This is a genomic window from Streptomyces sp. NBC_01255 (genome assembly GCF_036226445.1).
Classification (GTDB): domain Bacteria; phylum Actinomycetota; class Actinomycetes; order Streptomycetales; family Streptomycetaceae; genus Streptomyces.
Window position 1 is genome coordinate 526393 of sequence record NZ_CP108474.1, and the last position, 23365, is coordinate 549757.

At 70.6% G+C, this 23365-nt stretch carries 19 protein-coding genes; all 19 read right to left on the reverse strand.

What is annotated here, in order from left to right; all coding sequences use genetic code 11:
- Nucleotides 1-38 precede the first annotated feature (38 nt).
- Nucleotides 39-1076, reverse strand: coding sequence for a 4-hydroxy-2-oxovalerate aldolase (gene dmpG / locus OG357_RS02250; protein ID WP_329619469.1), 1038 nt, complete (start codon nt 1074-1076; stop codon nt 39-41).
- The gene (locus OG357_RS02255; protein ID WP_329619470.1) at nt 1073-1966 is read right to left on the reverse strand and encodes an acetaldehyde dehydrogenase (acetylating); all 894 of its coding nucleotides are present in this window, start codon (nt 1964-1966) and stop codon (nt 1073-1075) included. Before OG357_RS02255 ends, dmpG begins: the two co-directional genes overlap by 4 nt.
- Before the next feature lie 51 nt (nt 1967-2017).
- Nucleotides 2018-2812 (reverse strand): 2-keto-4-pentenoate hydratase, encoded by a 795-nt coding sequence (locus tag OG357_RS02260; RefSeq protein WP_329619471.1) that lies wholly within the window; start codon nt 2810-2812, stop codon nt 2018-2020.
- Nucleotides 2813-3261: 449 nt separating this feature from the next.
- On the reverse strand, nt 3262-4311 hold the full coding sequence (locus OG357_RS02265) for a helix-turn-helix domain-containing protein (protein WP_329619472.1): 1050 nt from the start codon (nt 4309-4311) through the stop codon (nt 3262-3264).
- A gap of 23 nt (nt 4312-4334) precedes the next feature.
- Complete coding sequence (gene uraH, locus OG357_RS02270) at nt 4335-4697, reverse strand: hydroxyisourate hydrolase (protein WP_329619473.1); 363 nt, start codon at nt 4695-4697, stop codon at nt 4335-4337.
- A 323-nt stretch (nt 4698-5020) separates the two neighbouring features.
- Nucleotides 5021-5350 carry a hydroxyisourate hydrolase gene (locus OG357_RS02275; RefSeq protein WP_329619474.1) on the reverse strand — a complete coding sequence of 110 codons (330 nt, stop codon included), beginning with the start codon at nt 5348-5350 and terminating at the stop codon, nt 5021-5023.
- Between the two features lie 285 nt (nt 5351-5635).
- Nucleotides 5636-8707: an AfsR/SARP family transcriptional regulator gene (locus tag OG357_RS02280; RefSeq protein ID WP_329619475.1), complete on the reverse strand. Its 3072-nt coding sequence runs from the start codon at nt 8705-8707 to the stop codon at nt 5636-5638.
- Nucleotides 8708-8857: 150 nt separating this feature from the next.
- Nucleotides 8858-11707, reverse strand: coding sequence for a helix-turn-helix transcriptional regulator (locus OG357_RS02285; protein ID WP_329619476.1), 2850 nt, complete (start codon nt 11705-11707; stop codon nt 8858-8860).
- Nucleotides 11708-12018: 311 nt separating this feature from the next.
- Nucleotides 12019-12234, reverse strand: coding sequence for an MbtH family protein (locus OG357_RS02290; protein ID WP_329619477.1), 216 nt, complete (start codon nt 12232-12234; stop codon nt 12019-12021).
- A 139-nt stretch (nt 12235-12373) separates the two neighbouring features.
- Nucleotides 12374-13654: an L-lysine 6-transaminase gene (gene lat / locus OG357_RS02295; protein ID WP_329619478.1), complete on the reverse strand. Its 1281-nt coding sequence runs from the start codon at nt 13652-13654 to the stop codon at nt 12374-12376.
- 1 nt (nt 13655) lies between these two features.
- Entirely contained in the window at nt 13656-14303 is a 648-nt protein-coding gene (locus OG357_RS02300) for an HAD family hydrolase (RefSeq protein ID WP_329619479.1), read from the reverse strand.
- On the reverse strand, nt 14303-15193 hold the full coding sequence (gene rfbD, locus OG357_RS02305; protein WP_329619480.1) for a dTDP-4-dehydrorhamnose reductase: 891 nt from the start codon (nt 15191-15193) through the stop codon (nt 14303-14305). The genes OG357_RS02300 and rfbD overlap by 1 nt, the downstream gene beginning before the upstream one ends.
- A complete protein-coding gene (locus tag OG357_RS02310; protein WP_329619481.1) occupies nt 15193-15867 on the reverse strand; it encodes an RraA family protein in 675 nt (224 codons plus the stop codon). Before OG357_RS02310 ends, rfbD begins: the two co-directional genes overlap by 1 nt.
- Nucleotides 15843-17804 (reverse strand): 1-deoxy-D-xylulose-5-phosphate synthase N-terminal domain-containing protein, encoded by a 1962-nt coding sequence (locus OG357_RS02315; protein WP_329619482.1) that lies wholly within the window; start codon nt 17802-17804, stop codon nt 15843-15845. The genes OG357_RS02310 and OG357_RS02315 overlap by 25 nt, the downstream gene beginning before the upstream one ends.
- Before the next feature lie 26 nt (nt 17805-17830).
- Nucleotides 17831-18640, reverse strand: a complete 810-nt coding sequence (locus OG357_RS02320; protein WP_329619483.1) for an SDR family oxidoreductase — start codon at nt 18638-18640, stop codon at nt 17831-17833.
- A complete protein-coding gene (locus OG357_RS02325) occupies nt 18624-19691 on the reverse strand; it encodes an N-acetylneuraminate synthase family protein (RefSeq protein ID WP_329619484.1) in 1068 nt (355 codons plus the stop codon). Before OG357_RS02325 ends, OG357_RS02320 begins: the two co-directional genes overlap by 17 nt.
- A gap of 5 nt (nt 19692-19696) precedes the next feature.
- The gene (locus OG357_RS02330) at nt 19697-21025 is read right to left on the reverse strand and encodes an aminotransferase-like domain-containing protein (protein ID WP_329619485.1); all 1329 of its coding nucleotides are present in this window, start codon (nt 21023-21025) and stop codon (nt 19697-19699) included.
- Nucleotides 21022-22131 carry an alpha-hydroxy acid oxidase gene (locus tag OG357_RS02335; RefSeq protein WP_329619486.1) on the reverse strand — a complete coding sequence of 370 codons (1110 nt, stop codon included), beginning with the start codon at nt 22129-22131 and terminating at the stop codon, nt 21022-21024. Before OG357_RS02335 ends, OG357_RS02330 begins: the two co-directional genes overlap by 4 nt.
- Nucleotides 22128-23174, reverse strand: coding sequence for a VOC family protein (locus tag OG357_RS02340; protein WP_329619487.1), 1047 nt, complete (start codon nt 23172-23174; stop codon nt 22128-22130). Before OG357_RS02340 ends, OG357_RS02335 begins: the two co-directional genes overlap by 4 nt.
- Nucleotides 23175-23365 lie beyond the last annotated feature (191 nt).

Genomic DNA, 23365 nt, shown 5'->3' on the forward strand with positions numbered 1-23365 from the left:
CTGTCCTCACCCGACCGGAAGCCGCGGGCTTGCGGCTTTCACGCACCACGAGCCGCCTTCAGAGCCAGGGCCACCTCGACGATGAGGTCCTCCTGGCCCGCCACGGCCTGCCTCTTGCCCAGTTCGAAGAAGACGTCACGCGGATCGACGTCCTCACGCCGCGAGATGTCCAGGACCCGGGTCTTGAACCCGGAGAACACTCCGGCCAGACCGCTGACGACACTCACCGAGTCGATGGTGGGCGGGGCCGGCATGAGCTCGCGCTCGGCGAGGTCGGCCGCGTCCAGCAGTCCGTACAGGTCGATGCCCGTCGAAAAGCCCATCCGTTCCAGCACGGGCACCAGGACCTCGAGCTGGGTGTTCCCCGCGCCCGCCCCGAAGCCCCGGGCACAGGCGTCCAGGATGTCCGCCCCCGCCTCCACCGCGGCGATCGAGTTCGCGACCGCCATCCCGAGGTTGTTGTGGGCGTGGAACATGACCGGCACCGCGACGGCTTCGCGCATGGCACCGATGCGCTCCGTGACATCGGCCGGCAGGTAGTGGCCGGAGGAGTCCATGATGCCGACCGCGGTCGCGCCGAACTCCACCAGCCGGGCGCATTCGCTCGCCAGCCGTTCGGGAGTCGCCATGTGACTCATGAGAAGAACGGCCTGGGCCTCGACCCCTTGCTCGCGGAGGAAGCCCAGATGCCGTTCGGCGAGGTCTCCTTCGGTGCAGTGCGTGCCGATCCGGACCACGTCCGCCTGATGGGCGATGGCCCGTTCGAGGTCTGCGGTGGTGCCCCATCCCGGCAGCATGAAGACGGCCATCTTGCTGTCGCTCAGGGCCTCTCGCACGACCGACAGCATCTCGTCGTCGCCGAGCCGGGCCTGCCCGACCTGGAGGGACGAGGCTCCCAGACCGTTGCCGTGCCCGACCTCGACCACCGGAACGCCGGCGGTGTCCGCGGCCCGTGCGTAGGCGCGCAGTTGGTCACGGTCCAGCTGGTGGCGGACGGCGTGATGCCCGTCGCGCAGGGACGCGTCGTGGATGAGAACCGGCTTTCCGGCACCGCCGGGAGATGGTGCCGCGCTCATGACGTCTCCGTTCCGATGCCCGCCAGGCCGACCGCCGCACACTGTTCGGCGACATGGACCGCGGCGGAGTTGATGATGTCGAGGTTGCCTGCGTACAGGGGGATGCGTCCGCCGGACGACGTGACCTCCGCGGCGACGAACACCTTGTGCTCCTCCACGACGCACGCGGTGATCCGGTATCCCTTGGCGAAGGCGCGCACCTGGTCGGCCGCGGCCGTCACGGCCGCGTTCACCGACTCGGTGCCGAACCCTTCCCCGAGCATCGACATGGCGACTCGGAAGGTGGCCGGCGGCCTGGCCGGGCTGATGTTGAGGATCGCCTTGACGTCCTTGACGCCGGTGAAGTCGCGTACCGCGTCCTGCGTGGTCTCGATGTACTCGTCGAGATTGAGCCGGGTGGAGCGCCCGACACTCGGGCTGGCGGCCGTCGTGACGACCTCGACGCACTCGACCCGGTGGCCCTGGGTGATCGCGTGCAGGATCGGTATCGAGGCCTGGCCACCGCAGCTGATCATGTTGATGTCGTCGCAGCCCAGGACTTCCGTCCCGTTCACGCTCGGAATCACCATCCGCCCCACCTTGCTCGGCGTCAGGTCCACGAGCTTCGTGCCCGACAGACTCAGGCGTTCCGCGTGCTCGGCATGGGCCATCGCGTTGGTCGCGTCGAACACGATGGCGAACGGCTGCGGAGCGTCCAGGAGGGACTCGATGCCGCGCGTGCCGATGGGAAGACCGAGGTCGGCCGCCTGCCGCAAGCCGGGCGTCTTTTCGTCGCGTCCCACCACCAGGCCGCAGTCGAGGAACTCCGAACGCATGATCTTCTCGGCCAGATCGACTCCGATGAGGCCGGCGCCGAGGACGGCCACGGGCAGGCGCCCGTTTCTCTTCATGGCTGCTTCTCCCTTCCCTGTCCAGAGGTTGACCTTGGGCGCGTCGGTGGTCTAGGCGTCGCCCACGTGCAGAGTGACGGTGCCCAGCCGGTCGAACTCGGCCACGAAGCTGTCTCCGGGACACATCGCGACCGCGGCGTGGAGGGCGCCCGTCATGATCAGCTGGCCCGCTTCGAGCGTCACACCGTGTTCGCCGAGGACATTCGCCAGCCAGGCGACCACCGCGACCGGATCCCCCAGGGCGGCGGCGCCCGCTCCGGTCGCCACGAGTGCGCCGTTGCGGGAGAAGGCCATGCCGATGAGGCGCACATCGCAGTCGTCGGGCAGTGCGACCGGCGGGCCGAGCACCACCGCGCCGTTCGACGCGAGGTCGGCGACCGTGTCCGCGAGGCGGATCCTCCAGTCCTCGATCCGGGAATCGACGATCTCGAGTCCCGCCATGACGTCGGAGATCGCCTCGCGTGCCGCCGCCACGGTGACACCGGGCCCCTTCAGGGGCGTTCCGAGCCGGAAGACGATCTCCGCCTCGACCTTGGGCGCGATGAACGCCCCGCTCGGCGTGGTGGCCCCGTTCTCGTACACGGTCGAGCTCAGCACCGGTCCGTAGTCCGGGGTGCTGACACCGAGCAGCTCCTGCATCGGGACGGAGGTGAGTCCCGCCTTGTATCCGACGACGCTGTCGCCGGCGGCCGTGAGCATCCCGACCAGTTCGCGCTGGATGGCGTATCCGTCCTGCATGTCCAGCGCCGGATGCTCGTCGGTGAAGGGAGGGATGGGGCAGCCCGTCGCGCGTGCCTCGTAAAGTGCCTTGGCCTTGATCCTGGCGTCGTCCACCGAGATGTTCACTCTGCTCCTGTCAGAACACATCGCACCTGCCGCATGGGCCCGTCGGTCACCTGCACGCGAGCGTCTCCTCTTACGACGCGTCGCCGTTCACCCACGACGCCGGCCCGCCTCTGACGGACTGCCACCGGCACCTGGGGAACACGAGGTCCATGACGTGCGGACCGAATCACTGGGATCAGCAGAGCGGATCCGGGCGAGGGGAGCACGGCCGCGAAGCCCGGGGCCCGATGCCTGCCCCCTCGTTTCGCGTCTCACCGTAGCCACGAAGTCCGCGCCGCAGAAGGTTCCATCCATGCCCACGGGTCGGGCAATTGGTCATATTCAGCACCCTGTCCCCCACGTAATCGGCAGGAAGCGATGCGATCCCCACGTCAAACGTGAGCTTCGTCACTCCCGGTTTCTCATGTTCGCCACCTGTGCCTGGAAATGCGCCATGGCGCCCCAACGTCCTAACGGACCGCGCGCCAGGAGCTGTTCAGCGGGTCGGTCTCCTGCAGCCCGGCGGCCAGCCGTTCCCACTCCCTGGCGTAGTGACTCACCACTTCGGTGAGGGCCCGGGCGCAGTGCGGTGGGACGGAGGCGAGCAGCTGCTCGCCCGCCGCCAGCCCGTGGGCCTGGCCGTTGAGCCAGCGCAGCAGAGCGCGGCCACTGTCCGTGAAGCGAATCGAAGGATCGTTGGACAGCACGTCCATGGCCCGCACCCGGATGCGCGTGGTCCCTCGTGAGGAGGGGTCCGCCGGGGCCGGAAGGGAGGTCGGGCCGGAACACCGCTGGGACGCCGCGACCACGAGCTGGGCGACGTCCGCGGAGTCCTCGGGCACGGGCGCCGCGGCCGGCGCCCGATCCTCCGAGTCCGGGACGGCCGTTCCGGTCCGCAGCTCCTGCCGCAGGCGGTGCGCGGTACTCACGGAGACGCCGGCCTCCTGGGCCACTTCGCGCAGCGTCGCGCGGGGCCGTTCCGCCAGCAGGGACCGGGCTTTCTCCCGTCGCTCAGGCATGTCCACCGGGCGCACCCGGCCGTCCCTGCCCACACGCGGGATCGAGGGATTCGACTGAGGAGATTCCTCAGTCGAACGTCTCCCCCGTACGGCCCCTACCGTCTTCGGCGACACCCCTGTGACGGCGGCGATGGCCCGGTCGGACCAGTGGGGATGGGTCGCGAGGATGCGCAGGACCGCCGCCTTGCGGTCCCCGAGCGTCAGGGGAAGGCCATGGCTGATGTTGGCCTGCACCGACCGGATGAACAGGTCGGCCGACGGGCCGTCGACATAGTGGACCGTGATGCGGCGCTCCCCGCGCAGGATCGCGGCCCGCAGCCGATGCATTCCGTCGACGACGCGTCGCGTGTCCTGGTGCACGAGGATCGGCTCGAACGCGGTCCCGCTCTCCGCCAGCGCCCGGGCATGCCCCTCGTTCAGACCCTCCAGACGCGGTGAGTCCGCCGGCAGCAGGGATTCGACCGGCACTGTGTGCGTCGTCGACTGCGATTCGTCAGACAACTGTTCACCCCTTCTGCCCAGCCTCACACCTTCTCGGCCGGCACTGTCTCGGGGACGAACCCCCGATAGGTGGTGTACGAGAACGGACTCAGCAGCAACGGAACGTGCAGGTCGCTCGGGTCACCTGGATGGTGGAGCGAGACGATGACTTCCGTGTACAGGCTGTCGACCGCCCGCTCGGCGAAGTACTCACCGGTGTCGAACACCAGCCGGTAGGACCCGTACGACAGGGCCTCGTCGCAGATCGAGCCGATCTTCCCCGCGCTGTCGGTCCGCGACCGGGCCACGGCCGGCCATGAGCCGTTCTCCCGGGCGTGCAGGGTGACGGCCAGATCCGCGACCGGGCGACCATTCGTGGAATCGATGACCCGAACCGAGATGCTCAAGTCAGCCCCAGATGGTGTCGTCCGCGGTGTAGACGCCCGCGAATCCGGCCAGGGTACAAAGCAGAGCCAACATATCGATCTCCCATGCGGAAACTCGTGACCCGAAGGTCCGGGTGGACATCTCCAGTTCTAGTGAGTTCCGTTTTCGTCCTCCTACTGGAACGCTAAGTACTCGCTAAGCGTCCGTTGTCGGAGGGTGACCGCCGGTCGGCGAGGGGCGCGAGGAAGGGATCGCCTTCACCCGCCGCTGCCTCGTCGAAGTCGGCGGCACGGGATGACCAGGGTGCGGTCGCCTGTCGTCGTTCCTCGTTCGTGTGCCGCGGCTACTGGGCGACGGCGCAGACCGCGTAGCCGTGTGGGGCGATCACGATCGGGATCTCCTGGTCCGTCTCCCACTCGGCGAACACGACCGAGATGTGACTGTAGAACGGCCGCATCCCGAGGGTCGTGAAGTACCGGTCCGTTTCCAGGATCAGCCGGAGCGGCCCAGGAGTGTCCTCCGGCAGGGACGGGCGGTCCAGCCGGCCGTCGCTGCCGGTCAGCCCGTGCCACACGGTCTGCCACTCGTCCTGGCGAGGTCGTTCGATGCGGATCAGCAGCCCGTCGACGGGCCGCCCATTGGTTCCATCAGAGACACACACTCCGAGTTTCACGTAACACCGGCCTCATCGATTGCATCCTTTGTGGGACGGAACACCGGATGCGTCCCGTCTGCGAACATCTGCCCCGCCGCTGCCGCGACGGTTCTTTCCTTCCTTCCCACCGTCCGGCATCCGATGTCCGGACGGAGTTTCCCGCCGAAGCGGGAATGATGTCACGCGGCCGGAAGCCGCGCGGAAGTTCCGTTCCCGGCAGGCCGGTTCCGGTCCTCGGGCCACACTGCCGGGCACGGGGACGGCGGCATACCGCTCTGCCGCCGGTCGCCCGCGGCCCCGGCGTCAGCCCGAGCTCGCCTGTGCGTAGGCGGCGGCCGCGGCCGCGTCGTCGGAGGCCGCGCAGACGTCGCTCATCAGGCGCAGCGTCTGTTTCTGCCATCTGACGGCCTGCATCCGCTCGAAGATGTCCAGTGCCGCGGTGATGTGCTCCTTGGCGCGGTCGTAGCTGCCCTTGTCCGCGGCCACCTCGCCGAGCGAGAGCTGGATCCGGCCGATGGCCAGCGTCTCGTGGGCATGGGAAGCGATCACCATGGCCTGTTCCAGCATCTCGTAGGCCGCGCTGTGACTCCCCTGGCGTGAGCGGACAATGGCCAGACCACGCAGCGCGTAGCACTCGCCCACCGGGTCGCCGACCGCACGCACGGTCTCGAGCGCCCGTGTGAACACGTACTCGGCCTCGGTCACCTCGTCGATCTGCAGATGCGCCTCGCCCAGGCGGACCAGGATCTGCGCGCGCACCCGCCGGTTGCCCGACCTCTCCACCGCGGCCAGACCGGCCGCCATCGTCTGTTTCCCCTCCGCGATCAGGCCGCGGTCCAGATGGATCTGTGCCATGTTGCTCAGCACGTGCGCCTCGGCTGTCGAGTCGTTCACCTCGGAAAGCATGACCAGCGCCTGCTCGTAGCCCTCCATCGCCTCGTCGAGGCGGCCCTGGATCCGGTCGACGAACGCGAGGTTGCGCAGGGCCAGCGCCGTGCCGTGCACGTCGCCGACCTGACGGAACAACTCGCAGCCGAGCCCCAGACGGCGTCGTGCCTCGTCCAGCTTGTACTCGAACATGTGGAGGGTGCCGAGGGAGTACAGCATCGCTGCCTGACCACGTCTGTTGTCGTGGTGCCGAGTGACCTCGAGCGCGATCTCGTGGGTCGTGCGCCAGTCGTCGAAGTAGCCGTACATCTCGAAGAGCGTGACCAGGGTCAGCGCCAGATCCCAGCAGAGCTCGTCGAGGCCCGAGCCCGCGGCCTGTCTGACCGCAGTGATCAGACTGGCCCGTTCGTCCTCGAACCACCCGAGCGGATCGGCGAGTTCGCGGTCGACGACCGACTGGTCGAGTGCCAGGCGCGGCGCCTCTCCGTGGATCAGCGTGTGGTCCCCGCCGTACGCCCGCCGGTGCGCCTCCTCGACCAGGAGCAGCCACGTACTCAGCACGCGGCCGAGCACGACGGATCTCTCGGCGGTGCTCTCGTGCTCGGCCAGGCACTCCTGGGAGTAGACCCGGACCAGGTCGTGCAGGCGATAGCGGGGGCGGTGGCCCTTCACCACCTCGACGTCGACGAGCTGGGCGTCCACGAGGAACTCCAGGGTGTCCTCGGCCTCCGCCACGGCGACGTCGAGCAAGGGAGCCGCGACCCAGCTGGAGAACTCCGCCGCCTCCAGCATGGACAGGCGCCGGAAGAGGCGCTGCGCGTCGGCCGGCAGGCTCTGATAGGCCATGGCCAGGCCGGCCCGGACGCCGACCCCGCCGTGGGTCAGTTCGTCCAGCCGCTGGCGTTCGTCACGAAGCCGGGCCACCATCTTGCTCAGGGGCCAGTGCGGCCGGGCGGCCAGTCGCGCCGCCACGATCCGCAGCGCGAGCGCGAGGTTGCCGCACAGCTGTATCAGTTGCAGGGCGCCGGACAGTTCGCTGTGGATCCGCTCCGCACCGAGGATCCGGCTGAGCAGTTGCAGCGCCTGTTCGGTGGTGAACACGTCGATCTGGACGGCGCTCGCGCCCTCCAGACCGGCCAGCCGGGACCGGCTCGTGATCAGGACCGGGCAGTTGGACGATCCGGGGAGCAGCCAGCGCACCTGTTCCTCGTCGATCGCGTCGTCGAGGACGATGAGCATGCGCCGGTCGGCGACGAGGTTCCGGAACAGTTCCGCCCGTTCCTCGATGGTCGACGGCACTGCCGAGCCCGGTATTCCCAGGCTGCGCAGGAAGCGTTCGAGGATGCGTGTCGGCAGGATCGGCTGGGCTGATGGTCCTCGCAGTTTGACGAACATCTGGCCGTCGGGGAATCGTTTCGCCAAGGAGTGTCCGAGGTGCACCGCGAGGGTGGTCTTGCCGACGCCTCCCTTGCCGGTGATCGAGACGATCCGCAGGGCGTACGACGTCTCCGTGGCGTCTTCCAGCGTCGCTTTGAGGCTGGCGAGCAGGTCGTCGCGTCCGCTGAAATCGGCGATCGCGCCGGGGAGCAGGCGGGGCACCGCGGGTGGTTCGACGCCCGTCACGGCCGCCGTCGGTGCTGCGGGTGTGGGTGCCGGTACTGGTTCCGGTGGCGCTGCGGGTGCCGCGGGCACGGCCGGTACCGCCCGCGGCGCGGGCGGGGCGCTCACCGGCGGCGGACAGTCCAGCCGGCCGGCCAGGATCGCTTCCTGCAGTCGGCGGAGCTCCTCCCCCGGCTCGATGCCGAGTTCGTCGATCAGCTCGCGCCGACCGCGCCGGTAGACCTCCAGCGCTTCGGCCTGGCGGCCCGACCGGGACAGCGCCACCATGAGCTGGGCTCGAAGGCGTTCACGCAGCGGGTTCTGCATGACCAGGTCGATCAGCCTCGCCACGAGCTGCTGGTGCAGGCCAAGGGCCAGCCGCGCGTCCGCCCACTGCTCCACGACGGCGAGCCGCTGTTCGTCCAGCCGCGCGGCCGGAGCCTGCAGCGCCATGCTGGGGGTGCCACCGTCGAAACACGAAGACCCGCGCCAGAGCCCGAGCGCGGATTCGAAGGCGGATGCCGCCTCGTCGAAGCGGCCGGCCTCCGCGGCGGTACGTCCGGCCGACGCGACCCGCTCGAAGACATGCAGATCCAGCTCGTCGTCCCCGACTTCGGCGAGGTATCCGGGCGACCTGGTCTGGATGACATCGGGCAGCCCGACCTTCGCCATGCTGGCGCGGACGATCGAGACACAGATCTGGATCTGGGCGCGTGCGGTGGGCGGCGGGGACACGCCCCAGACGGCGTCGACGAGGTGACCCATCGGAACGATCCGATTGGACTCCAGCAGCAGAACCGCCAGAACGATGCGCTGGCGCTCGGCGGTGATCAGCGCTGGGCCACCGGGGCCGACGACTTCCAACGGCCCGAGTAATCGAAAGCGCATGACCGTTCTTCACATCCCCGCCATAGTTTCCGCCGGTCAGCTACGCACCAACGTCATATCTACCTAACCCGATCGGGTCTGTCCAGTGAGCGGTGTTGCCCAAGTGACAGGGGATTCAGGGGCGGGAAGCAGGGTGGCTCAATGATGTCCTCACCGCCGTCGCGCGGCGGTGAGGTCCCCCATCGCCGGTCCGCCCAGCAGGGACGGCAGGTCCGCGCGCCGGCTGATGCGAAGCTTGCGGTACGTGCGCGTCAGGTGCTGTTCGACCGTGCTGACCGTGACGTGCAGCCCCTCGGCTATCTCCCGGTTGGAACAGCCGACCGCGGCCATCGCGGCCACGCGGCGCTCCGCCTCGGTGAGCCCGTCGCCGCCGGCGTCCGGTGCCGGCAGCGCGGTGGTGCTCTCCACCACCAGGCCCCGGACCAGTGCTTCGGCGTGGCAGTCGGCGGCCACGATGACCGCGCGTCGCTCGGCCGCCGCGGCGCGCCGGAACTCGCCCAGGGTGCGGTAGGCCCGGGCCAGGTCCGCGAAGGCCAGGGCGAGTTCGTACCGGTCGCCGTCGTCGGACTGCAGCAGTTCGGCCGCCTGGCGCAGCATCGTCGGCCGGTGCCCGGGAGCGCCGGTTCCGGCCAGGACCCGGGTCGCGGTGCCGCGTACCCGGTTCGGCATCACGCTGAACTTGGCCGACTGTTCCTCGAGTATCCGCTTGGCGTCGTCCGGTCGGCCCAGGCCCAGGTACACCTCGGCGACGTCGGTACGCCACGGGATCAGGCCAGGCGTGTCCATCCCCCATTGGCGCAGCGTGGCACCGCACCGGAGCAGGTCCTCCAGGGCCATCTCCAGGTGACCGGTGGCAAGCCCGAACCGCGCTCGCGCGTACTGGTAGTGCATGCCGTACCGGGTGGAGAACATCGCCTCCGGAACGCGGTGGTCCAGGTAGGTCTGTGCCTCGTCGTAGCGGCCCATCGCGGTGGTGGCCAGGATCAGTGTGCTCAGCGGCGCACCGACGGTCACTCCCCAGCTGATCGCCGGCAGGGTGGCGAGCGCTTCGCTCGCGTGCCGCCGGGCGTCGGTCAGGTCACCTCGGCGCAGGGCGATCTCGGCCCGTACCGCGCCCAGCCTCGCCTGTCGGCTCGGCGTGTGCCGCGACCGCATCCGGTCCAGGAACAGGTCGCACCAGACTGTCGCACGCTCGGCTCGCCCGCTGTACGCCAGGGCGAGGAGGGCGCTTTCGACGGTCTCGGTGGACAACTCGTCCGGCCGGGTGCCGTGGAGCACCCGCTGCGCCACGCTCACGGCCTCCTGATGGGGCCCGTCGCTGACGACGGCGGCCAGCGCGGACACCGCCTGCAACCGCCGGTCGGCGCTCACCGAGTGCGTGGGGGGACGTCCGGCACCGGACCGCGGGCCGAGCGCGGCCAGGAACGACGGGTAGGTGTGCCGCAGCCGGCGCCGGGTGATCTGCAGCTCGGTGGCTGCCTCCGGGTCGGTCACCTGCCCGGCGCCGGCCAGGTGACCGAGGACCTCCTGGGCCTGGTCGAAGCGGCCGTGCCAGAGCAGCGCCCGGGCCAGCGTGAGCGCGTCGGCACCCCGCAGGCAGCCCTTGCGCATCGCCTCGACGAGTTCGCCGAGCCGGCCGCTGGACACTCCCGGGTTGATGCTCCACTCGGCCCGGATGAGGGCGGCGGTGATCCGTGCCCGTCGGAGCGGGTCCGCGCAGACCAGGCGGGCCAGCCGGAGGCAGTCCACCGCACGGCCGGCGGCGCCGTCGCGCAGGGCGTGCGCCGCGGCGTCCTCCAGCGTCGGCAGCGCCCACGACTCCTCCAGCACACTGCCGGCGGCCGGCGCACCGGCGTGGAGCAGGTGGCCTGCGACCACGGCGGTGCCGGCGCCGCGCTCGTGGGCGAGGACCGCCGCGCGGGCGTGCAGCCGGGCGAGCTCGTCGGCGTCGATCGCGCCGACGACCGCGGCGCGGGCCGCCTCATGGCGGAAGCCGTCCATGGTGAGCAGCCCGCCGGCGATCAGCGCGTGCACCGCCTCCGTGGTCCTGGCCGGACTCAGGTCCACCAGGCGGTCCAGGTTGTCCAGCTCGCCGAGCACCACGTAGCCGCTCAGCACGCGGACCATGTCCGGGCAGCCGCGGCGCACGCAGGACAGTACGGCCTCGCGGTAGCGCGGACCCGCCTCGCCGCCGCCCAGGTGATCGCGGACCAGCGCCTCGACGAGCAGCGGGTTGCCCCCGCTGTAGGCGTGCCAGTCGGCGGACCGCTCGTCGGCGGTCACCGCGCCCAGGTGCTGGGCTATCAGCTGCCGTACGCCCGCCGGGGAGACCCGCGACACCTCGACACGGTGGCAGTTGGGCTGCCTCATCAGGTCGGCCCCGAAGCGGAAGTCGGTGTCGCAACCGTGCCCACTGTGCGTGAACACCGCGAGCACGCGGGCACTGTTCAGTCGCCGTGCCAGGTACGCCAGGCACGTCAGTGAGGCCTGGTCGGCCTGCTCCACGTCGTCGACGGCGATGTACAGCGGGCAGCGTTCGGCCAGTTCCAGCAGAACGGTGCTGAGGCCGTGCACGATGCCGTCGTCCACCTGCTCGCCGGTGTCCCGGCACCGGGCGGTGCGCACGCCTTCCTCGATCAGCGCCGCGGCCCGCGCCCGGTCCTCGGCGTCCAGCGGCGCGTCGTCCACCAGCTGCCGCACGACGCCCAGGGCCAGGTGCCGCTCGTCCCGGGATCCCAGCGCCGACAACGGAAGCATTCCCAGGCTCAGGGCGCGATCGGCGAAGTCGTGCACCAGCACGCTCTTGCCCGCTGCCACCGCTCCGGAGATCAGCACGGCGCGTCCGTGTCCGTCCCGCGCCTGTTCGGCCAGCGCGGTCAGTAGCGCCATCGGTGCTTCGCGCTCCACCAGTTCCACCGCGAACTCCTCCCATGGGTCGGTGAGAAAGAGAGAAAGCCGTTCCTCGGCCAGGCAGTAGGTCGCATACGTGTGCCGCGCCATCAGCGCATGTGTCTCAGCTGCGCGCCCTCGTCGATGGCCTGCGCGGTGGTCGTCATCTCGCCTCACGCCGTCGACACCGCGGACCGGGCGTTCCGGTCGCCTACTCGACGCATGCTTCCCGCCCGGCTCATCGACCGGCTATCAGCGCGCTATCGGCGGCCGCGGGCGCCGGCGGCCGCCGCGATGCGGAGGCGAGAGAATCACGCGTGCGGAAATTCCCTGCGGAATGGGCTCGCTGTGGGCCCATGCAGAAGCCGCCAGGGTTCACGCGACCTGATCGCGTGAACCCTGGCGGCTTCGGGGCAGGCGCGTCAGTCGGCCTGGCGCATCGCGTCGACGAGGCTCTTCGGCCGCATGTCGACCCAGTGTTCGTTCACGTAGTCGAGGCACTCCTGCCGGGTCGTGCTCTGCAGGGCGACGGTCCAGCCGGCCGGGATCTCCGCGAAATCCGGCCACAAAGAATACTGCTCCTCCGCATTGGTCAGAACGCGGTATGAGGCATTTTCGTCCTCGAACGGATTGCTCATGAACCCTCGCACCCCTTTATCGCCGCCGAATTACAGAGCTGCTCGTATTCTGGCCGCGTCACCATCTCTCGACAACCCCTACAACCCCTACGCCCCCGTGGTGACCATTCCGGCCGGTCCGTGCGGTCCGTGCGGTTCGTCATGCGCTCAGCGAGGTGAGGACCGCGTCCACCGCGGCAACGCCCTTGTCCAGGTCGTCGAGCCCGACGGTCAGGGCGGGGCGGAAGCGTACGGCGCGCGCCCCGCCGGGCAGCAGGAGCACCCGGTGGTTGCGGCGCAGGCGGTCCAGGACCTCCTTGCGCAGCGCCGGATCCGGCAGGTCGAACGCCCACATCAGGCCCAGGCCGCGTACGTTACTCACCAGCGTCGGGTGGGCGGCGGCCAGGTCGGCGAGCAGGCGGCCCAGATGTCCGCCCTTGGTCTCGGCCGCGTCCATCAGGCCGTCGCGTTCGATGATCTCCAGGATCCGGGTGGCCCGCACCATGTCCGCGGTGTTGCCGCCCCAGGTGGACCCGAGCCGGTCCGGGACGGCCAGGGCGCCCTCGGGCACCTGGTCCACCCGGCCGCCCGCCATCAGGCCGCACACCTGGGTCTTCTTGCCGAAGGCCACCACGTCCGGTGCGAGTCCGAGCCGTTGGTACGTCCACGGCGCGCCGGACATGCCGCAACCGGTCTGCACCTCGTCGAGCACGAACAGCACGTCGTACGCGTGGCACAGGTCCTGCATGCGCAGCAGGAACTCCCTGCCGAGGTGCCGGTCGCCGCCGGCTCCCTGGATCGGCTCGGCGACGAAGCAGGCGATCCGGTCGCCGCGCTCGGCCAGGTGCCGTCGCGCGACCTCGACCGCCTCACGTTCGGCGCCGGGCTCGGGCACCGGTACGCGCGGCCACGTCCACGCCGGGTACCGCGCGGTCACCGTCGGCGAGGTGTTCGTCAGACTCAGCGTGTAGCCGCTGCGCCCGTGGAAGGCGCCCTCCATGTGCAGGACTTCGAGGGGCACCGTCGGGTCGCGTCGCGGTCGCTGCGCCCGCCAGTCGAAGGCCACCTTCAGCGCGTTCTCCACCGCCAGGGCGCCGCCGTCGATGAAGAACAGGTGCGGCAGCCCCGGGTCGCCGAGCACCCGGCTGAACGTCGCCGTGAACCGCGCGTACTGCGCGGTGTAGATGTCGGAGTTGGTCACCTTGTGCAGTGCGGCCCGGGTGAGTTCGGCGAGGAACGCTGGGTCACCGGCCATGTCGGGGTGGTTCATGCCCAGGGGCAGTGAGCCGTAGAACGTGAGCAGGTCCAGGTACTCCTCGCCGCCGCGCGCGTCGACCAGCGTGCTGCCGCGGCTGCGGTCCAGGTCGAGTACGAGGTCCAGGCCGTCCATCAGGACGTGCCGGGACAGTTCCTCCAGGGCGTTGTCCGCCGTGATCTCCATGTCACACCTCGTCCGGCCGATAGCTCAGCAGATCCAGCTCGTTCAGGCTCGGCAGCACCGCGTCGGCACCGGCCAGGCCGGGCGCCCCGGCCGGCTCCCAGGGCACCGCCACGCAGCGTAGACCGGCGGCCTGGGCGGCGCGGACGCCTCGCGGGGAGTCCTCGACGGCCAGCGCGGAATCGGCACCCACCCCGGCGCGTTCCAGTGCGAGCAGGTACAGGTCCGGTTCCGGTTTGTGCCGGTCGGTGTCGTCGCCGGTGACGAGGAAGGCGAAGTGGTGCCGCAGCCCGAGCCGCCGCAGGTGCTCCTCCACCCAGGCGGCCGGGCTGCTGGAAACGATCGCCGCGCCCTCGGCGGTGCGCAGCAGCCGGTCCACGCCGGGCCGGGCCGGGGCGGCGGCGCACCGGGTGGTACGCCGCTGCCGCTGCCAGGCCCACTCGCCGTCCTCGACCGGCCGGCCCAGCCGGTCGGCCAGGTCGGCCAGGGCGACCCGGGCTCCGGCCGAGTTGCCGAGCATCCCGGCGCGCACCTCGGCGCTCAGGGGCACGCCGAGCCGGTCGTACAGGTCCTGCCAGGCGAGCAGCGCGGCCCTTTCGGTGTCGCACACCACGCCGTCGAAGTCGAGCATCAGGAACGGCGGCCTGGGCATCAGTGGTTCACCGTGCCTCGGTCGACGGCGGTGAGCCGGGCGCAGTACCGGGAGAGGGAATCCGTCCAGTGGGGCATCGCGTGGACGAAGGCGGCCGCGCGGGTGCTGTCCAGGCGGGAGTCGCGCGGCCGGCCGCCGACGAAGCCGGCGTCGTCCATGGACATCGGCACGGGGTGGGCGGTGCCGAGCCGTTCGGCGAGTGCCATGCCCACCTGGTACCAGCTCGCCCGGCCCCGGTTGGCGATGTGCAGCAGGCCGCGGACGGCCAGTGCGCCGGGCAGCAGCCGTACCAGCGCGGACGCCAGGTCGGGGATGTAGGTCGGGCTGCTGAACTGGTCGTCGATCAGTCGCGGTCGGCCGCCGTCGAGGAACTCGTGAACGGCGGCGAGCACCTGGTCGAGGCGTGGGTCGGTACCGCCGTACAGCCAGGACGTGCGGACCACGAGGTGGTCGGGCACGGCCTCGACGATCCGCTCGCCGGCGAGTTTGCTCAGGCCGTACACGCTGACCGGGGCGGGGATGTCGTCCTCGTTGTACCCGGCAGGGCCGGGTGCCCGGCCGTCGAACACGTAGTCGCTGGAGATGTAGATCAGCCGGCTGCCGTGCCGTCGGCAGGCCTCCGCGACGTGACGGGTGCCGCCGACGTTGACCCGCAGGGCGAGCGCCGGGTCCCGTTCGCAGGAGTCCACGACCGCGTTCGCGGCGGTGTGCACCACCACGTCTGGCTTGAAGTCGGCGATCGAGTCCCGGACGGCGGACTCGTCGCCGATGTCGAAGTCGGAGAGGGACACTCCGAGGACGGGCCAGTCGGCGGTTTCGGGCCGCGCCGCGAGCTCCTGCCGCAGCGCGGTGCCGAGCATCCCGTCCGCGCCGGTGAGGTAGACGCGCATCACAGGTGTCCGAACTCGGCGATCAGTTCGGCGACCGAGAGGCCGGAGCTGATCTTCTCGCGGATCACCCGCTCCCTGTCGATGTTCATCCTCGTGTGGGCGAGGACGGTCTCGGCCTCGCCGTGCGGCACGACCGCGATGCCGTTCTCGTCGGCGACGACGATGTCCCCGGGGTTGATGACCTGACCGTCGATCACCACCGGCACGTTGACCTGGACCGGCTCGGTGCGGTCGTGCACGGCGGTCGGGGAGGGCCTCGGGACGGTGCTGCGGTACCAGACCGGGAAGTCCAGGTCGCGGATCTCGTCGACGTCGCGGATGGCGCCGTCGACGATGCCGGCGGCCAGTCCGATCTGCCGCGACAGGGTGGACATCAGGCCGCCCCACATCGCGGTGCGGGTGGTGCCGTGGCAGGCCACCACGACCACGTCGCCCGGCTGCGCCCGGGCCAGCACCGGCATGCAGTCGACCAGGTCGTCGATCGACAGATTGACGGTGAGCGCCGGTCCGGCGATCTTGTGGTGGTGTTTCACCGGCAGCAGCCCTCCGATCGCGCCGACCCGCCGACGCGCGTCGGTGACGAGGCAGCTGGGGCTGTACTCGGCGAGTACCGCGCGGAAGCCCTCGACGATCTTCTCGGGCGGGCGGTTCAGTTCGTTGCGGACAGTTTCCACGGTGTCTCTCCCGTCGGTTGAGTGGTGCGGGTGGCGTCCTGGACGTCCCCGCCGATCAGCTGCGCCAGGTGCGCCGCGTCCATGCCGTGTGCGGCGAGCACTTCCGCGTCGGTGCCGCAGCGCGGTACGTCGGTGAGGCAGATGCCGCGGAAGGCGGTCCCGTCCCCCGCGCCCGTCTCCAGGAGGTGCCGGGCGAGCAGGTCGGCCTGGCCGCCGCTGCCGTACTGGTGCTCGACCACGAACACGTGCCGGACGCCGGTCAGCAGTTCGCCCAGCCACAGCGGGTCGACCCGGTTGTGCCAGGGCAGGTCCACCACGGTCAGCTCGACGCCCTGGGCGGCGAGCAGGTCGGCGGCGCCGAGCAGTTGCGCGAGGACCACCGGGCCGGCGCCGAACGCGACCGCTCGGCCGCCGGTCCGCAGGACCTGTCCCTGGCCGACGACGAGGGGCGCGGGCGGCAGATCCGCCAGTTCGGCGGGGACCGGTTGGCTGGAGAGCCGCAGGTAGACGCTGTCCGGGGTGGATCGGCAGTAGCGCAGGGCGGCGGCCAGTTGGGCGGGGTGGGACGGTTCCAGGATCGTCAGGCCGGGGACGGCGCTGAGCGCCGACACGTCGCGGACCGCCTGGTGCGAGTGTCCGGGCCCGGCGGGCAACAGCCCGGCGAGCGAGCCGACGTAGACCACCGGCCGCCGCTCGGTGGCGTTGTTGTAGATGTGCTCGTTGGGCCGTGCGTGCAGGAAGCAGGAGAACGAGTGCACGAACGGCCGCAGACCGCCCGCTGCCAGTCCGCTCGCCATCGAGACCATGTCCTGCTCGGCGATGCCGCATTCGACGAACCGGTCCGGATGGGCCTCGCGGAACGGGATCAGGCCGGTGTCGAGTACCAGGTCGCCGTCCAGCGCCACGATCCGCGGATCGTCGTGCGCCGCCTCGGTGAGCAGGCGGCCGTACAGTTCGGGCAGCCGTACCCCGGTCGGTTTCACCGGCAGGTCCAGCGTGCGTTCGACCGGCCGGAGGGCCGGCAGGTCGCGCCTTTCGAGTATCTCGTCGGCGGTGTCGAGCAGCTCCTTGTACGCGGAGCGGTAGTCCTCCGGGCTCGGCGCGCCGCTGTGGTGGCGGTAGCGCCATTCGCCGGGTGCCATCGAGGTCGCGGCGAACGTCGGGCATCCGCCGCCCTTCACCGTGTCCGCGATGATCACGACGGGCTGCTCCGGGTGGTCCGCGGCGCGGCGGGTGAACGCCTGCTGCAGCTGCCTGGGGTCGTGCCCGTCGCAGCGCAGCACGCCCCAGCCCGCGGCGGTGAACTTGCCCGGCAGGTCACCGAGGTCGCTGACGTCGGTGACGAACGTGTCGGACTGCATGCGGTTGTGGTCGACGACCACGGTCAGCTCGCCCATCCCGTACCGCGCGGCGCTGGGCAGCGCCTCCCAGTTCTGGCCCTCCTGGAGCTCGCCGTCGCCGGTCATCACCACCACTCGGGAGACCCGGCCGGCCAGGCGATGGGCGAGGATCAGGCCCTTCGCCTTGGAGATGCCCATGCCCAGGGAACCGGTGTTGAAGGGCATTCCGGGGGTGCCGACGTCAGGGTGCCCGGGCAGGCCGTCGATCCGCCGCAGCCGGTGCAGGAGGTCCTCGTCCAGATGTCCGAGCGCGATCATCGCGGCGTACAGTCCGGGCGCGTCGTGCCCCTTCGACGAGAAGTACACGTCGCCGTCGGCTTCGAACGGCCGGTGGAGTTCCTCCAGCAACAGCCAGCTGACCACGTCGGCGGCGCTGAAGCTGGAACCGATGTGGCCCGACCCGGCACGCGCGATCATGTAGAGAGTGTTGATCCGGGACATCGCCGCGAAGGCGAGGGCCCTTTCATGCGGATCGTCGACGTGGCCCAGGACCCGCTCGAACTCGGTACGCGGTATCCAGGCCAAGGACCTGTCCATGCATTCTCCTCGTGGATGGGTCGGTGTCACCAGCAGCTGAACCCGCCGTCCACGGCGAGTTCGGTACCGGTGACGTAGCGGCTCAGGTCGGACGCGAGGAACAGCAGCGGTCCGGTCAGATCCTCGGCGCGGGCCATCCGCCGCAGCGGCACGCGGGCGTCGAACTTCTCCCGGAACACGGGGTCCTGCGCGCCCAGCACACCGCCCGGCGACAAGGTGTTGACCCGCACCCCGGCCGGACCCCACAGCGCCGCGAGGTACCGCGACAGCGAGGCGACGCCGGCCTTGGACATGCCGTACGCGGGCGGTTTCAGGAACGGCGGGTCCACCGGCAGGTGCTCGTACATCCGCGGGTCGGGCGCGAGGCCGCCGTACATCGAGCCGATGTTGACGATGGATCCGCCGCCGTGCCGGACCATCCTCGACCCGAACACCTGGCACATCCGCAGCGTCCCCTGGGCGTTGACCGCGAGGACGCCGCCGGACACCTCGTCCGGGATGTCCTCGAAGCGCCAGCCGGTGCCGTCGGCCGACGGCGGACTGTCGACGCCGGCATTGTTGATCAGGACGGTCGGCTCGCCGGCCCGTTCGAGACAGTCGTCGAGCGCGCGGCGCAGGCTGCCGGTGTCGGTGACGTCCGCGACCAGCGTCGTGAACCGCTTCGGGTCGTGCCGGTCGAGCACGGCCCGCAGCTCCGGCCCGCGGGTGTCCCGGACGTCCAGGCCCACCACCTCGGCTCCGGCGCCCAGCAGGGCGTCCACCCACACCGGTCCGAGCCGTCCGCACACGCCGGTCACCACGGCGACCGAGCCGGTCAGGTCAATCGCGGCCGGCATCGCCGTCCACCAGGTCGTCCAGGGTGATGTCGGCGTCGGTCGCGAGCGGCCGGCCGAGGCGACGGCCCACCACGTCGGCGAGCCGGTCGGGCGTCAGCCCGTCGCCCGGCGACTTGATCGCCACGTCCTCCAGGGTGAGGCGGTGCCCGGCCGGCAGGTCCTTGTGGGCGACCAGCTTCTTGCCCATCTTGCCCATCGCGGGCCGTTCGCCGTCCAGGACCTTCTTGTCCGCGCTGCCCAGCGAGCGCCGCACCCGGCGCAGTCCGTCGACCAGTTCGGCGATGTCCGCCTGCTCCAGCGAGAACTTGTGGTCGCTGCCGGGCCGGGTGCGGTCGAGGGTGACGTGCTTCTCCACCACCCGGGCGCCGAGCGCGTACGCGGTCCAGGCGGCCAGCGGGCCGAGGTCGTGCCCGGAGAAGCCGACCACCGTGTCCGGGAACTCGGACCGGTACGTGGCAAGGACCGCCAGGTTCAACTCCTCCGGCTCGGCCGGGTACATCGCCGTGCACTGCAGCAGGGCGAGGTCCGGGTTGATCGGCAGGATGGTGCCGCAGGCGCGCCGCACGGACTCCATGTCGGCGCCGCCGGTGCTCACGACCAGCGGCTTGCCGACCTTCGCCGCGTAGGCGAGCAGCGGGGTGTTCCTGATGTCCCCGGACGCGATCTTGATCGCCGGCACGCCGAGCTCGGCCAGGAAGTCCACGCTGGCAAAGTCGAAGGCGGTCGCGAAGAAGTCCACGCCGAGTTCGGCCGACAGCTGCTGGAGATGGGTGTACTCGTGGGTGCCGAACTCCAGGAACTCGCGGTGCGCTCCGTACGTCGGGCCGAAGCTGTTGCGTCCGGGGTAGGGGGAGTCGTACATCGCCTTGGTGTAGAGCAGGCGGTTGTCCCGCTTCTGCAGCTTGACCGCGCTGGCTCCGGCCGCGGCTGCCTGGCGTACCAGCTCCTCGGCCTTGCCCAGGTCGCCCTCGTGGTTGTGGCCGATCTCCGCGATCACATAGGCGTCGGTGTCGTCGGAGATGGTCCGATCGTTTACCGTCAGCGCTCTCATGGTGCTCAGGTCCTTTCCAGAAGATCGGTTACCAGCGAAGCGAACCGGTCCAGACCGAGGTCGATCTCCTCCGGCGTGAGCGAGCTGCAGGACAGGCGCAGCTGCCGCTGTCCGCCCCCCGCCGCGTAGAAGTGGTGCATCGGTGTCCAGATGACCTTGTGCCGCTCGGCCGAGTGGGCGAGCAGGTCGTCGTCGGCGACGAAGGGCACCGTGACGACAAGGAAGAATCCGCCGTCCGGCCGGTTCCAGGTGACCGGCGACGGTGCCGGGAAGCGCGTGGCGAGGCCGTCGAGCAGGTGCCGCAGCCGTTGCCCGTACCGTGCGGTGGCGTCCCGGTTCGCCTCGCGCAGCGCGAAGCCGCTCTCCAGCAGCTTGCCGCCGATGACCGCCTGCGCGATCGGCGGGGTGTTGACCGTGATCATGCTCTTGATCTTCGAGAGCTCGTCGGCGAGTGTGCCGAGGAGCTCTCCGTCCCGGACGACCGGCTGATCCGCCACCACGAACCCGATCCGGGCGCCGGGCAGGGCGGTCTTGGCGTACGAGCCGAGGTAGACGACCCGATGGCCGGTGTCCAGCGACTTGAGCGTCGGTTTCGGGGGCGCACCGTCGCCGAAGAAGCCGTACGGGTTGTCCTCGATGATCAGGATGTCCAGCTCGGCGGCCAGGTCGAGGAGCCGGCGCCGGGTCGGCACGTCGAGACTGAGCCCGGTCGGATTGGCGAAGTCGGGCACCAGGTAGCAGGCGCGGGGCCGCAGTCCGGCCTCGCGTGCGCCCCGTACCTTGGCCGCCAGGTCGTCCAGGTCGATGCCGCTGGTGCCGCTGTCGACCGGTACGACCGGCATGTCGACCAGGCGGGCCGCGCCGGTGATGCCCACATAGGCCGGTTCGGTGGCCAGGAGGACGTCGCGGTCGCCGGCGCGCAGCGCGCGCAGCGCCAGGACCATGGCCTCCTGGCAGCCGACGGTCACCAGGATGGACTCGGGGTCGACGTGGATGTTCTCGTCGGTCGCGAGGTTCCGGGCCACCAGGTCCTGGATCACGCCTTTGGTTCTGCCGTACTGGTAGAGCCGGTTGCGGGCCGTTTCCGCGCCTCGGGCCGTGCCGTCGGTGACGTGTTCGGTCCAGGTACGCAGGAACCGGTGGACGTCCTCGATCGAGAACCCGCCCGGGTCCGGCCGTCCGGGCGCGAAGGAGACCGCGTCCGGGTACCGGTCGGACACCTCGTTCAGCAGGTTCATCGACAGCAGCGCCGGATCGGACAGCGACCCGTGCAGGTCGCCCAGGTCCAGCACCGTCCCGGGCCGTGCCGTCGAGGTGGGAGAGGACTCGGTCATGACTCCTCCCGTCCGTGCGTGCCCGAGGCCCACCGCACGCCCAGCCATCCGGCCGCGGCCACGTTCGGCGCACCGGCGAGGGCCATCGACACCTCGAGTTCCGAGCGCAGCAGCTCCAGTACTCCGGTGACTCCCCGCTCCCCGCCGGAGGCCAGTCCCCACAGGACCGGCCGGCCGAGCAGCACCCCGGACGCACCGAGGGCCAGTGCGCGCAGCACGTCGGTGCCGCTGCGCACGCCGCTGTCCAGCAGCACCTCGCACGCGTCGCCGACCTCGTCCCGGATCGCGGGCAGGGCCAGGAGGCTGGGCACGGCGCCGTCCAGTTGGCGGCCGCCGTGGTTGGACACCACGAGGCCGTCCGCGCCGAGGTCCACCGCGCGCCGCGCGTCCGCCGGGTCGAGAACTCCCTTGAGCACCAGCGGCAATCGTGTCCTTCGCCGCACCCAGTCCACGTCGGACCAGGACAGGGTGGGGTCGATCACCGCGGCCGCGTGCCCGCCGACGCTCTGCCCTCCGCCGCGTTGGCCGTCGGACAGGTTCACCGGTGCGGCGTGCGCCGGCACGGCGAACCCGTTGCGCAGATCGCGCAGCCGCCGGCCCATGAACGGAACGTCCACGGTGAGGATCAGGGCGCGGGCGCCGAGCCGCTCGGCCTCCCCGATCAGCCACTCGGTGCGGGCCCGGTCGCGCAGCCAGTACAGCTGGAGGAACAGGTCACCGTCGGCGGAGGTCAGCTCGTCGAACGGGCAGCCGGCCAGGGTCGCCGCCGTGAAGGGGACGCCCGCCGCGGCCGCAGCACGGGACACCGCCGGTTCGCCGTCCGGGTGCACCAGCGAGTGGAACGCCATCGGGGCCACGGCGACGGGCATCGACGCCGGCACCCCCAGCAGGGTGGTCGTGGTGTCGGCGGTGTCGACCCCGGACAGGACGCGCGGGACGAGGTGACACCGGTCGAACGCGCTCCGGTTGGCGTTCAGGGTCGACTCGCCGCCGCTTCCGCCGGCCACGAAGTCGTACACCTCGGGCGCCAGTACGGCGCGGGCACGGTCCTCGACATCGGCGAGGGTGAGCGGATCCGTCGCCAGGACGGCCGATCCGCTCGTCACGCCGTGTCCTGTCGCTCGACCGCCTCGTACAGCTTGCGGATGTTGTTGCTTCCGAACGTGGTCGCGCCCCGGCGTTCGATGATCTCCATGAAGTGGGTGCGGCGCGGGTGCTCGGACCGGGTGAAGATCTGGAACAGCTCACCGTCGTGATCCCGGTCGGCGAGCACGCTGTACTTGCGCAGCTCCGCCACCGGATGGGCGGACGACCCGAGCCGCTGCTCGAGGTCCTCGTAGTAGGAGTCGGGCGTGGCCAGGAACCGTACGCCGGCGGTGCCGAGATCGGCGACCGCGTCCACGATGTCCGGGACCGCGAAGGCCAGGTGCTGCACACCACCGCCGCCGTGCTTCCTCAGGAAGTCGTCGATCTGGCCCGGGACGGCACCGCTCATGGGCTGCAGCAGCGTCAGCGTCACCCGCCCGCACGGGCTCTGCACCACTTTGGACTGCATGGCCTGCGCGCCGACGTGGATGTCCTCCTCGAACACCACCTGCCAGCCCAGCATCCGCTCGTAGGACTCCACGGTCCGGTCCAGCTCGCCGGTCTCCAGGCAGACCGCGATGTGGTCGACGCACAGCAGGTGACGCTTCGCCGGCCCCGTCGTCGCCGTGGTCCCTGTGGTCCCTGTGGTCCCGGTGGTCCCGGTGGTCTCCTCGGTGCGCACCGGTGCGATACCGGGCAGCGACCAGGGTTCACCGGCGGGCCGGCTCACGAAGGTGTGCGTGACGTCGCCGAAGGCGTCGAGCACCGTGTGGTCCGGCGCTTCCACCCGCAGGGCGATGTCACTCACGCCGTCGCCGTGCCGGGCGACGAACCGGGTGGCCGGATGGTCGTCGGTGCGGCCCTCCAGCAGCACCAGGACGACGTCCCGCTGCCGCACCGCCACGGCGGTGAACTCCGGGGTGTCCCCCACGGCGATCACCTCGAAGCCGTAGCGGTCGACGAACTCGGCCGCCCGGGTGCGGGCGTCACCGACGGAGAGTGTGATGTGGTCGATCCCGGCGTCGACAGCGTGCTGATTTCTGGTCTGGGGTGCGGACGACACGAATTCCCCCAAGGCTCGATAATCGGTTTCAACGGCGGGAACAAGAATTGTCAGATCCCGGTACCGCGACGAAAAAACGCTACGGACGATCACGGAAGAAAGTCAATGCGCGCTGCCACGAGCCGCCGAACAGTGCGGAACGCGCCTTGCCGCACCTGGGTACCGGGGTATCCGCTATGGGGTTCGTAGGG